Genomic DNA, 10229 nt, shown 5'->3' with positions numbered 1-10229 from the left:
ACCGCCATCACGCGGCAGTGTACGGAGAATGCGTTCGGCGGTCTATCGAGCAGGGGTGGGGATCCCGACGAACGGTGAGTCGGGATCGCGCCATGGCTGTAGGGTTTTATGGCTTGTACGGCTCCAGCACCTGCTGGTCCTGCCCTTTTAACACCCACACCAACAACTTCGCCGGCTGAGTCTTGCTGGCATTGCGCGACACCAGGTGCACGGTGCCGGCCGGCTCGTACCAGTACTGCCCCTGCTTGTAGGTCACCGGCGCCTGGCCCTTGAGCTGCGACACCACGCTGCCTTCGAGCACGTAGGCCATCACCGAGCCGGGGTGGCTGTGGGCGTCGGAGGCCTGGCCGGGGGCGTAGTCGACGGTGAGCATGATGGCCTGCTGGCCCGGGGCGTTGGGTGGGCTCTGCTGTTGCAGGATCTTGACGTTGTCGTGGGCGAAGGCGCTGGTGGACAGCAGGGCGGTGGCGAGCAGGATGCGCAGGTTCATCTTCGTGGCCTCTTTTTTTGGGGGGATGAGGTGAAGATAGGCCCAGCCGCCGTGGCGTTAAAGCGCCAATGGAGTGGAAAAGGGGGTGGCCAATGGTGCCGGACGCGGCCTGCGGCCGCTGCTACGCAGCCCCCCCCCGTAGCAGCTGCCGAAGGCGGCGTCCTGCACTGTCAGGGCTCGAGACCTATGGGGAAGAACTGCCCACTGCTCCACACGCCCAGCCAGCGCTGGCCGTCGATTTCGCGCACGCTGGCCAGTTCGACCAGTTGGTAGAAGACGTTGCGGTGCACCAGTGCCTCGAGGTTGCTGCGCACCAGCAGGTATGGCGCCGGTTCCTGGGTGGCAGGGTCGGTCTCCACCCGCAGGGGGTGGTCGGCGTCGGCCACCACGCCATCGTCGACGTTGGTGGTGAAGCGCAGCACCTGGGCTTCGCCCTGCCCTTCCACGTCCAGGGTCACGGCGACGAAGGGCGCGTCGTCGACGGTGATGCCGACCTTCTCCACCGGGGTCACCAGCACGTAGTCGTCGCCATCGCGGCGCAGGATGGTGGAGAACAGGCGCACCATGGGCTTGCGGCCGATGGGCGTGCCCAGGTAGTACCAGGTACCGTCCCGGGCGATGCGCATGTCGATGTGGCCGCAGAAATCGGGGTTCCACAGGTGCACGGGCGGCAGGCCCTTGCCGCTGCTCGGGATCTGCGCCAACAGATCGTTCGCCTTGCCTGCACCACTCATGCCTTGCTCCTGTGACCGCTTTACGGGCGACTCATGCCCAACAGGATACGAGCGTAATCCTCCAGCGGCGGCTCTAGCAAATCTTCCGGCTTCTGGTTGTGGATGCTCAGCAGGCCACCGCGCATGCGGATGGTGGCGCTGTCGATCAGGTAGCGGGTGTTGGTTTCGATCAGCATCACCTGGATGGTGCCGTTGTCCACGCCCAGGCGGTCGACGGCTTCCTGGTCGGCCCACTCGTCGGCGTTGCCGATACGGTCATCGGCGTTGGCGAAGCGGGTGTACAGCAGGTAGCTGGCGCCGGCGCTGCGGGCCTCGCCCAGGGCCTGCTCCAGGCCCAGCGGCGCGCGGGCGCGGCGGACCATGGGGAAGTAGTCGATGAAGCCGTTGAACGCTGCCTCGGCCACCACGTTAGGCTTGGGGTAGGCGCTGCCCGGCGGGGCGAAGGCGCCCTGGCCGATGTAGATGAACGAATCCGGCTGCAGGCGGAAGTTGTTCAGGCGGCGGGTGTTGCTGTGGTTCAGCACACCGGCGTCGCTCAATTGTTCGCGGGTGGCTTCACCCATATCGCTCACACTCATGCAGCCGCCCAACGCCAACAGCGCGAGCAGCAAGACCAGGCTACGCATCTTTCCTCCAGAGGCCGGTGACGGAAAACCGGCGAATAGCCGCGTGATGCAGCTTTTGCGCCAGTCTGCGTATCCGCCCTGCAAGGTTTAGCCGCCGATGATCTTCATCACCGTGGCGCCGCCCGAAAACGCCACCTCCTGCTTGTCGCCCAGGGCCTTCTGCAGCAGGCCCTGCAGAGCCGGCAGCGCCTGTTCGCGGGGCAGTTCCAGCAGGTCGCCGACGTAGTGGCGGTTGCTGGAGGACAGGCAGCCGTGCAGCCACCCGGTGGACGACAGGCGCAAGCGCGAGCAGGTCCGGCAGAACGGCACGCTCTCGTTGGCGATCACGCCAAAATAACCACGCCCTGGCACCTCGTAGCGCAACGCGGTGGCGTCCACCGGCGCGCTGGCCTGTTGGTATTCATAATGTTCGCCGATCAGCGCCAGCAGGGCGTCAAGGCCGATGAACTGGGCGTGGAAGCCAGCGCTGTCGCGGGCCAGGTGGCCCATGCGCATCAGTTCGATGAAACGCAGCTCGAAGCCGCGGTCCAGGCAATAGTCCAGCAGCGGCAGCACCTGGTCGACGTTGCGCCCGCGCAGCGGCACCATATTGACCTTGATGCGCAAGCCCGCCGCCCGCGCGCGCTCCAGGCCGTCGAGCACAGTGCGCAGGTCGCCCCCACGGGCGATGCCGCGGAAGGCGTCGGGGTCCAGGGTGTCGAGGGAGACGTTGAGGCGGCGGATGCCGGTGTCCAGCAGCAACGGCAGCTTGCGCGACAGCAGCTGGCCGTTGGTGGTGAGGCTGATGTCCGCAAGGCCCAGCGGCGCGACGCCGTGCAGGAACTCTTCAAGGCGTGGGCTGACCAGCGGTTCGCCGCCGGTGATGCGCAGCCGCTCGATGCCGGCGGCTTCGATCAGGTACTGCACGCCGCGCACCAGGGCGGCGGCGGACAGCTCGTCCGGCGCGGCCACCAGGCGCTTGCCGTCGGGCACGCAGTAGGTGCAGGCGTAGTTGCAGGCCGCCGTCAGGCTGACGCGCAGGTTGCGAAAGGACCTGCCTTGACGATCGACGATCATGATGACTCCGGCATGGGGGAAGCGGACTGCGAAAATCTGACCGAAAAGTCAGGTTTTTGCAAGCCCCACACATACTTGAGTATGGACCGCGCCATGGGGGTTGGCTTGCCAGCGAGCTTGCCGCAATCAAAAGCTCGCTGGCAAGCCAGCTCCCACAGGGGTTAGGCGGACGGTTCGCTGTCGCGCTTGCGCTTGTTGCCCATGCGTACGCCGATATCCATCAGGAACTGGAAGAAGCCTTCCTGGTCTTCCAGCACGTTGCTCCAGAACGGCGAGTGGTACAGCGCCACGGCGCCGTGCACCAAGGCCCAGGAGGCGCAGTAATGGAAGTACGGCGGCACGTCCTCGAGCTTGCCCTCGGTGATGCGACCCTTGATCAGCAGCGTCAGGCGGTCGAAGTTGGAGGCGCGGATCTTGTGCAGTTCCTCGACCATCTCCGGCACCTGGTTGCCCTTCACCACCTTCTCTTCCAGGCGGTCGAACAGGCGGTAGCGCTGCGGGTCGCGCATGCGGAATTCGAAGTAGGCGCGCGACAGGGCTTCCTTGTCGCGGTCGACGTCCGCCGAATGCAGCAGTTCGTTCAAGTCGCGCTCGTAGTCGAGCATCAGGCGCAGGTAGATCTCCGCCTTGGACTTGAAGTGCTTGTAAATCGTGCCTTTGCCGATGCCCACGGCATCCGCGATCATCTCGACGGTGACGCTGTCTTCACCCTGTTCCAGGAACAGTTTGAGTGCGGTGTCGAGGATCTCTTGCTCCCGGCGACGAAACTCACGGACCTTACGAGGTTCTTTCTGCATAAGAAGGACTGGATCAAAATCGAAGGCCGGTATTATGCCTAACTTGCAGCAAATTGCACGGAAGTTCCAACCATGACAGCGGTTGCCGACACGTGCCGGTACAATTTTACCACCTGTTTTTTGACGCTTTCAGGGCCCAACCAAGCCAAGAGCACTCAATGGACGCGGACGTATTCCAAATCTGTTTAAAAAACGCTCAATCGCCGGTGGCATAGTGCGCAGGCTAGCCAATACTTGAAGTGTCGACGTGCTCATACCCCCCAAGTGAGACGCCGATAAAGGTGTCAATGGATCGCACGCCTTTGTTTTACTCCTAATGGTCTTAACCCGGATTCACCCCCCAGAACCCGGGTTTTTTTTGCCCCGGATTTGCCTCAGCCGGCGACGTGGGCCAGCGGGAACAGCCGCTTGAAGTTGGCGGTGGTCTGCTCGGCCAGTTGCTCGTAGCTTTCGCCACGCACCAGCGCCAGGAATTCGGCGACTTCGCGCACGTACTGCGGCAGGTTGGGCTTGCCGCGGTGCGGGATGGGCGCCAGGTACGGCGAGTCGGTCTCCACCAGCAGGCGATCGGCCGGCACCTGGCGGGCAACGTCGCGCAGGGCGTCGGCGTTGCGGAAGGTGACGATGCCCGACAGGGAGATGTAATAGCCCATGTCCAGGGCCGCCTTGGCCATGTCCCAGTCCTCGGTGAAGCAGTGCAGCACGCCAGCCTGGGGCAGTTTGGCCTCGCGCAACAGGTCGAGGGTGTCGGCACGGGCACCGCGGGTGTGGATGATCACCGGCTTGCCGGTGATGCTGGCCGCTTCCAGGTGCAGGCGGAACGAGGCCTGCTGCAGCTCGGCCGCCTCGGGCTCGTAGTGGTAGTCCAGGCCGGTCTCGCCGATGGCCACCACGCGCGGGTGGTCCAGCTCTTCGAGCAGCCACTTCAGGGCTGGCGCTTCACCGGGCTTGAGGTCCAGCGGGTGGATGCCCACCGAACAGTCGACGTCGGCGTATTGCTCGGCCACGGCCTTGACCGCGCCGGCGTTGTCGGCGCTGACGCCGATGCACAGGAAGTGCCCTACCCCGCGGTCACGGGCCGCCTGCAGGGCGGCATCGAGGGAACCGTCGTGCTGGGCCAGGTCCAGACGATCGAGGTGGCAGTGGGAATCGACAAGCATGGGCATTGGGCAACTTACATCGTATGAGTGGGGCGGTCGGACTTGATGGCGCCGGCCAGGTAGGTTTCGATCTTGTTACGGGCGGTGTTGTCACCGTCGTTGAACTGCACGCCGACACCGGCGGCTCGGTTGCCCTGGGCGCCCTTGGGGGTGATCCAGGCGACGCGGCCGGCGACCGGGATCTTCTCCGGCTCGTCCATCAGGTTCAGCAGCATGAACAGCTCATCGCCCAGCTTGTAGCTCTTGCTGGTGGGGATGAACAGCCCGCCGTTCTTGATGAACGGCATGTAGGCGGCGTAGAGCACCGACTTGTCCTTGATGGTCAGGGACAGGATGCCGTTGCGCGGGCCGGGATTGACTGGCTGATTCATTGAAATTCCTCGATTGCGCCAACTACTGAGGGCCCACCCCGGTGGGCCCCGCTACGCTCTTCAAGCCTGGCCGGGCAAGCCTGCCCAGGACACCAGCAACGCTTCGAGCAACAACACCCGGTTGAGGTTGGCCTTGGCCAGCACCTTCTGGCGCTGCGCCAGGATCCAGTCCTGCGCGGCCAGGACCTTGCCCTGCCCGCTCTTCTGCGCCAGGTACTGCACCACCTTGCGCATGTCCCCCAAGCCTAACCCCTCCTCGTCCTGCGTCAACTGGTAGCGCAGGATCAGGTTGGACCAGTCGCAGAACCAGTCGAACAGCAGCAGCAACGGGATGGCGTTCCAGCTTTCCGCCAACTGCGTGGGCGAGGCCTGCTGCTTGAGCAGCTTCTTCACCCCGTCCACCACCAGCGCGCGCTGTTCGACCACGCCCTGGGCCTGCAGGCGCACCGCCACCAGCGGCGAGCCGGCGGCCAGGGTCAGCAGCTCTTCGCGCTGCTCGGGCGTGCACTCGGGCAAGGCGCCGGCCAGCCAGTCCAGGCTCATGGCCTGGCTGGGCAGCGGGCAGGCCTGCTGCACGCAACGGCTCTTGATGGTGGGCAGCAGGCGGCTGGGCTGGTGGCTGACCAGGAGCAGCACGGTATTGCCCGAGGGTTCCTCAAGGCTTTTGAGCAAGGCGTTGGCGGCGTTGATGTTCATGGCCTCCACCGGCTCGATCAGCACCACCTTGCGCCCGCCCAACTGGGCGGTCTGCACCACGAAGCTGACCAGGTCGCGCACCTGGTCGACCTTGATGGCCTTGTCGGCCTCCTCGGGTTCCAGGATGTAGTTGTCCGGGTGGCTGCCTGCTGCCAGCAGGTGGCAGGACTTGCACTGCCCGCAGGCGGCCAGCCCCTGGGGCTGCTGGCACAACAGCAAGGCCATCAGGCGCTCGGCCAGGGCACGCTTGCCGATGCCCTGGGGGCCATGCAGCAGGTACGCGTGGGCGTGCTGGCTACGGCCGGCCAGGTGCTGCCAGAGGCTGTCCTGCCACGGGTAGGCCTCAGCCACGGGCGCGCGCCTCGATGCCAGGCAGCAGGCTGTCGAGTTGCTGCTGCACCTCGCCCAGGGTCAGGGCGGCGTTGACCAGGGTGTAGCGCTCGGGCGCCGCGGCGGCCCGTTGCAGGTAGGTGTTGCGCACCGCGTCGAAGAAGGCCCGGCCTTCCTGCTCGAAGCGGTCCAGGCGGCCACGCGCGGTGGCGCGGGCCAGGCCCACTTCCACCGGCAGGTCGAACACCAGGGTCAGGTCGGGGCGCAGGTCACCCTGGACGAAGGCTTCCAGGCTGGCGATGCGCGCGTGGCTGAGGCCGCGGCCGCCGCCCTGGTAGGCGTAGGTGGCATCGGTGAAGCGATCGCACAGCACCACCGCGCCACGGGCCAGCGCCGGGCGAATCACTTCGCTCAGGTGCTGGGCGCGGGCGGCGAACACCAGCAGCAGCTCGGTGTCGGCGTGCATGGCTTCGTCGCTGGGGGCCAGCAGCAGTTCGCGGATGCCCTCGGCCAGCGGCGTGCCGCCCGGTTCGCGGGTCAGCACCACGTCCAGGCCGGCGGCGCGCAGGCGCTCGGCCAGGTACTCGCGATTGGTGCTCTTGCCCGCGCCTTCGGGGCCTTCAAGGGTAATGAATAAACCGCTCACTGGCTGTCCTTCTGAGTGTCTTGGGGCGCACCGGCTTTGCTGTCGGTGGCCGTGTCGGGGCTTGCCGCCGGTACCGTCGGCGGCTGCGTGGCCGCATCCTGGCCCGGCGCGGGTGCCGGGGTGGGCGCAGGGCTGGACCGGTAGTCGGCGCGGCGCTTGAGCTGGAACTCGCGCACGGCGTTGTTGTGCTCGTCGAGGTCGTCGGAGAACACATGGCTGCCGTCGCCGCGCGCGACGAAATACAGGCTGGTGCCGCTGGCCGGGTTCAACGCGGCATGCAGCGCCTCGCGGCCGACCATGGCGATCGGCGTGGGTGGCAGGCCGGCGTTGGTGTAGGTGTTGTACGGCGTTGGCTCGTGCAGGTCGGCGCGGGTCAGCTTGCCGGTGTAGCGCTCGCCCATGCCGTAGATCACCGTGGGGTCGGTCTGCAGCAGCATGCCGGTGGCCAGGCGGCGCACGAACACGCCGGCGATCTGCGAGCGCTCCTGGGGCACGCCGGTTTCCTTCTCCACCAGCGAGGCCATGATCAGCGCCTGGTAGGGCTGATCGTAGGGCGCATCAGGGGCACGGTCGGTCCACTCCTTGGCCAGCACCTCGTCCAGGCGGCTATAGGCCTGGCCCAGCAACTCGGCGTCGGTCATGCCGCGCACGTACTTGTAGGTGTCGGGGAAGAACCGGCCTTCGGGGAACACGCCTTCATGGCCCAGGCGGGTCATGACCTCGGCATCGCTCAGCCCGGCCAGGGTGTGCTTGAGCTTCTCCTGCTTGTCGAGGGCAGCGCGCACCTGGCGGAAGTTCCAGCCTTCCACCAGGGTCAGGTTGTACTGCACCACTTCACCGCGCTGCCACACGCCCAGCAGGTCCTTGAGGGTCATGCCCGGGGTCAGGCGGTACTCGCCGCTGTGCAGCGGCGTGCCGGCCAGGTTGAAGCGCCAGTACAGGCGCAGCCAGAAGGCATCGCGCAGCGTGCCCTTGGCCTGCATGCGCATGAAGGTGCCGGTGGGCGTGGAGCCATTGGGCACGTCCAGGAGGTCTTCCTGGGCGACATTAAGGGTTTGGTCCAGTGCGCTGTGCACTTTCCAGGCGGCAACGCCCAGCGTCAGGCCTGCCAGGATAACCAGGGTCTCCAGCAGCACCAAGAATTTACGTCTCACGAATCACACATCCAATAGTGCGCGGGCAAGGCTCTGCAGTTTACGGGTGAGCGGCCCCGGCGACCAGTTCAGTGACGCGAAAGCGCGAACGGGCCAGATGCCATACACGCTGTTGCAGACGAACACTTCGTCGGCCTGCCACAGGTCTTCAGGCCACAGGTCGCGGACCTGCACGGGAATGCCCAGGGCAGCCGCCTGGGCCAACAGCTCGGCGCGCATGACCCCGGCGACGCCACAGCGCACCAGATCAGCGGTCAGCAACTGACCGTCACGCACCAGGAACAGGTTGCTGAACACGCCTTCGACCAGGCGCCCGGACATATCCCGCATCAAACCTTCGGCAAAGTCCGGGCCGGACCATTCGGCGCGGGCCAGCACCTGCTCCAGGCGGTTGAGGTGCTTGAGACCCGCCAGCAGTGGCTGTTCGGCCAGGCGCGTGGCGCAGTCGAACAGGCGCACGCCTTGCTCGGCATGGGCAGCGGGGTAAGCGGCTGGCGGGTTGCCCTGGACCAGGCGCCGGGCCGGCGCCTGGGGGTCGGCGGCGTAGCCGCGCTGGCTGTCGCCACGGGTGACGATGAGCTTGAGCACACCCTCGCCCAGCTGCGCGGCACAGGCCGCCAGTTCAGCCTCGACCAGGGCCGCGTCAAGGCTGATTGCCAGGCGCTGGCAACCCTGCAGCAGGCGCTGCAGGTGGCGCGCCAGCAACAGCGGCTGGCCGGCCTTGACGGCGATGGTCTCGAACAGCCCATCGCCATAGGCCAGGCCGCGGTTCTTCAGCGCCAGCGTGTCCGCCGGCACGCCGTCGACCCAGCTGAGCATCAGCCGTTGAACCGGCGGAACACCAGCGAGCCGTTGGTGCCACCAAAGCCGAACGAGTTGGACAGCACCACGTCGATCGGCATGTTGCGCGCCTGATGCGGGACGAAGTCCAGGTCGCAGCCTTCGTCAGGCTCGTCCAGGTTGATGGTGGGCGGCGCCACCTGGCTGTTGATGGCCAGGACGCTGAAGATCGCTTCCACCGCGCCCGCGGCACCCAGCAGGTGACCGGTCATGGACTTGGTCGAGCTGACCGCGAGCTTGTAGGCGTGGTCGCCGAACACCGACTTGATGGCCGAGGCTTCCGCCAGGTCACCCGCCGAGGTGGAGGTACCGTGGGCGTTGATGTACTGCACATCGCTGCCGTTCACGCCAGCGTCGCGCAGGGCGTTGGCCATGCAGCGGGCGGCACCCGCGCCGTCTTCGGGCGGCGAGGTCATGTGGTAGGCGTCACCGCTCATGCCAAAGCCCACGAGCTCGGCGTAGATGGTGGCACCACGCGCCTTGGCGTGCTCCAGCTCCTCGAGCACCAGGGCGCCGGCACCGTCGGACAATACGAAGCCATCACGGCCCTTGTCCCACGGGCGGCTGGCCCGGGTTGGCTCGTCGTTGCGGGTGGACAGCGCGCGGGAGGCACCGAAGCCGCCCATGCCCAGGCCACAGGCAGCCATTTCGGCGCCACCGGCAATCATCACGTCGGCTTCGCCGTAGGCGATGTTGCGCGCCGCCATGCCGATGCAGTGCGTACCGGTGGTACACGCCGTGGCGATGGCGTAGTTGGGCCCCTGCACGCCCAGGTGGATGGACAGGAAACCGGAAATCATGTTGATGATCGAACCCGGCACGAAGAACGGCGAAATCCGACGCGGCCCGGAGGCGTGCAGGATCTTGCAGGTTTCCTCGATGTTGGTCAGGCCACCGATACCCGAGCCCATGGCCACGCCAATGCGCTCACGGTTGGCATCGGTCACTTCCAGGCCGGCGTTACGCACTGCCTGGAAACCGGCCGCCAGGCCGTACTGAATGAACAGGTCGAGCTTGCGGGCTTCCTTGACCGACAGATACTCCTCGACGTTGAAGCCTTTGACCGAGCCGCCAAAACGGGTGGAGTAGGCAGAAAGGTCGGTATGCTCGATCAGACCAATGCCACTGCGGCCAGCCAGAATGCCCTGCCAGGTGCTCGGCACATCCGTGCCCAGTGGCGACAGCATACCCATACCGGTGACCACGACGCGTCTACGCGACACAGCGCTCTCCTTATTCTAGGAACAACCTTTACATCTCATCTAAAGAAAAAACCGCACGCCAGCAAAGGCAGTGCGGTTTTTCCATGACAAGAAGCTGCGATTACAA

At 66.0% G+C, this 10229-nt stretch carries 12 protein-coding genes; all 12 read right to left on the bottom strand.

Annotated features, from left to right (window positions below; translation table 11 throughout):
- Positions 1 to 106: 106 nt before the first annotated feature.
- The gene (locus AC0J42_RS08715; RefSeq protein ID WP_416423158.1) at positions 107 to 490 is read right to left on the bottom strand and encodes a cupin domain-containing protein; all 384 of its coding nucleotides are present in this window, start codon (positions 488 to 490) and stop codon (positions 107 to 109) included.
- A gap of 170 nt (positions 491 to 660) precedes the next feature.
- Positions 661 to 1224 carry a DUF1285 domain-containing protein gene (locus AC0J42_RS08710; protein WP_473005855.1) on the bottom strand — a complete coding sequence of 188 codons (564 nt, stop codon included), beginning with the start codon at positions 1222 to 1224 and terminating at the stop codon, positions 661 to 663.
- A gap of 20 nt (positions 1225 to 1244) precedes the next feature.
- The gene (locus AC0J42_RS08705) at positions 1245 to 1850 is read right to left on the bottom strand and encodes a DUF4823 domain-containing protein (protein ID WP_416423156.1); all 606 of its coding nucleotides are present in this window, start codon (positions 1848 to 1850) and stop codon (positions 1245 to 1247) included.
- An 87-nt stretch (positions 1851 to 1937) separates the two neighbouring features.
- The gene (locus AC0J42_RS08700) at positions 1938 to 2906 is read right to left on the bottom strand and encodes a GTP 3',8-cyclase MoaA (protein WP_473005854.1); all 969 of its coding nucleotides are present in this window, start codon (positions 2904 to 2906) and stop codon (positions 1938 to 1940) included.
- Positions 2907 to 3067: 161 nt separating this feature from the next.
- Positions 3068 to 3703, bottom strand: a complete 636-nt coding sequence (locus tag AC0J42_RS08695) for a TetR/AcrR family transcriptional regulator (RefSeq protein ID WP_416423154.1) — start codon at positions 3701 to 3703, stop codon at positions 3068 to 3070.
- A 374-nt stretch (positions 3704 to 4077) separates the two neighbouring features.
- Positions 4078 to 4863, bottom strand: a complete 786-nt coding sequence (locus tag AC0J42_RS08690) for a TatD family hydrolase (RefSeq protein WP_473005853.1) — start codon at positions 4861 to 4863, stop codon at positions 4078 to 4080.
- A 14-nt stretch (positions 4864 to 4877) separates the two neighbouring features.
- Positions 4878 to 5234 carry a PilZ domain-containing protein gene (locus tag AC0J42_RS08685; RefSeq protein WP_416423152.1) on the bottom strand — a complete coding sequence of 119 codons (357 nt, stop codon included), beginning with the start codon at positions 5232 to 5234 and terminating at the stop codon, positions 4878 to 4880.
- A gap of 60 nt (positions 5235 to 5294) precedes the next feature.
- Positions 5295 to 6281 (bottom strand): DNA polymerase III subunit delta', encoded by a 987-nt coding sequence (locus tag AC0J42_RS08680; RefSeq protein WP_416423151.1) that lies wholly within the window; start codon positions 6279 to 6281, stop codon positions 5295 to 5297.
- Complete coding sequence (gene tmk, locus AC0J42_RS08675) at positions 6274 to 6906, bottom strand: dTMP kinase (RefSeq protein WP_416423150.1); 633 nt, start codon at positions 6904 to 6906, stop codon at positions 6274 to 6276. The genes AC0J42_RS08680 and tmk overlap by 8 nt, the downstream gene beginning before the upstream one ends.
- The gene (gene mltG / locus AC0J42_RS08670) at positions 6903 to 8060 is read right to left on the bottom strand and encodes an endolytic transglycosylase MltG (protein WP_473005852.1); all 1158 of its coding nucleotides are present in this window, start codon (positions 8058 to 8060) and stop codon (positions 6903 to 6905) included. The genes tmk and mltG overlap by 4 nt, the downstream gene beginning before the upstream one ends.
- Positions 8061 to 8063: 3 nt before the next feature.
- Positions 8064 to 8879, bottom strand: a complete 816-nt coding sequence (pabC, locus tag AC0J42_RS08665) for an aminodeoxychorismate lyase (protein WP_473005851.1) — start codon at positions 8877 to 8879, stop codon at positions 8064 to 8066.
- Entirely contained in the window at positions 8879 to 10123 is a 1245-nt protein-coding gene (gene fabF / locus AC0J42_RS08660) for a beta-ketoacyl-ACP synthase II (protein ID WP_416423147.1), read from the bottom strand. Before fabF ends, pabC begins: the two co-directional genes overlap by 1 nt.
- Positions 10124 to 10229: the final 106 nt, after the last annotated feature.

Source organism: Pseudomonas sp. Tav-5-1A, from assembly GCF_055755055.1.
The sequence above is the reverse complement of the archived record's forward strand: the minus strand, read 5'-3'. Positions and strand labels throughout refer to the sequence as shown.

Bases quoted from the DNA above. Each gene is read 5' to 3' on its own strand.
- AC0J42_RS08690 (WP_473005853.1), bottom strand. From the start codon at position 4,863: ATGCTTGTCGATTCCCACTGCCACCTCGATCGTCTGGACCTGGCCCAG.
- AC0J42_RS08705 (WP_416423156.1), bottom strand. From the start codon at position 1,850: ATGCGTAGCCTGGTCTTGCTGCTCGCGCTGTTGGCGTTGGGCGGCTGC.
- AC0J42_RS08685 (WP_416423152.1), bottom strand. From the start codon at position 5,234: ATGAATCAGCCAGTCAATCCCGGCCCGCGCAACGGCATCCTGTCCCTG.
- AC0J42_RS08700 (WP_473005854.1), bottom strand. From the start codon at position 2,906: ATGATCGTCGATCGTCAAGGCAGGTCCTTTCGCAACCTGCGCGTCAGC.
- pabC (WP_473005851.1), bottom strand. From the start codon at position 8,879: ATGCTCAGCTGGGTCGACGGCGTGCCGGCGGACACGCTGGCGCTGAAG.
- AC0J42_RS08710 (WP_473005855.1), bottom strand. From the start codon at position 1,224: ATGAGTGGTGCAGGCAAGGCGAACGATCTGTTGGCGCAGATCCCGAGC.
- AC0J42_RS08695 (WP_416423154.1), bottom strand. From the start codon at position 3,703: ATGCAGAAAGAACCTCGTAAGGTCCGTGAGTTTCGTCGCCGGGAGCAA.
- AC0J42_RS08715 (WP_416423158.1), bottom strand. From the start codon at position 490: ATGAACCTGCGCATCCTGCTCGCCACCGCCCTGCTGTCCACCAGCGCC.